Annotated in this window: 1 pseudogene; it reads right to left on the bottom strand. The window is 68.0% G+C overall.

The annotated features are described in order from the left end of the window. A pseudogene (locus EXE44_RS19675) lies at nucleotides 1-222 on the bottom strand (hypothetical protein); the annotation flags it as partial.

Genomic DNA, 222 nt, shown 5'->3' on the forward strand with positions numbered 1-222 from the left:
GCCGTTACCGGTCCCGCTACTGTCGCCGCCTTCCTCTTCGCCGTCACCGGTGCGGTCGTCGCCGCCTTCCTCTTCGCCGTTACCGTCGCCGGCGCAGACGCTGATCGTGACGTTGCTGACCCCGTATCGCTTGTCGTTTCCGGGGTTCAGCGGCGCGAACACGATCTCACCTGTCTCCGGAGACGCCGGGTCGATCTCGACGGACTCGGGGGTCCGGTCCGG

The organism is Halorubrum sp. SS7 (assembly GCF_005435055.1).
GTDB lineage: Archaea > Halobacteriota > Halobacteria > Halobacteriales > Haloferacaceae > Halorubrum > Halorubrum salinarum.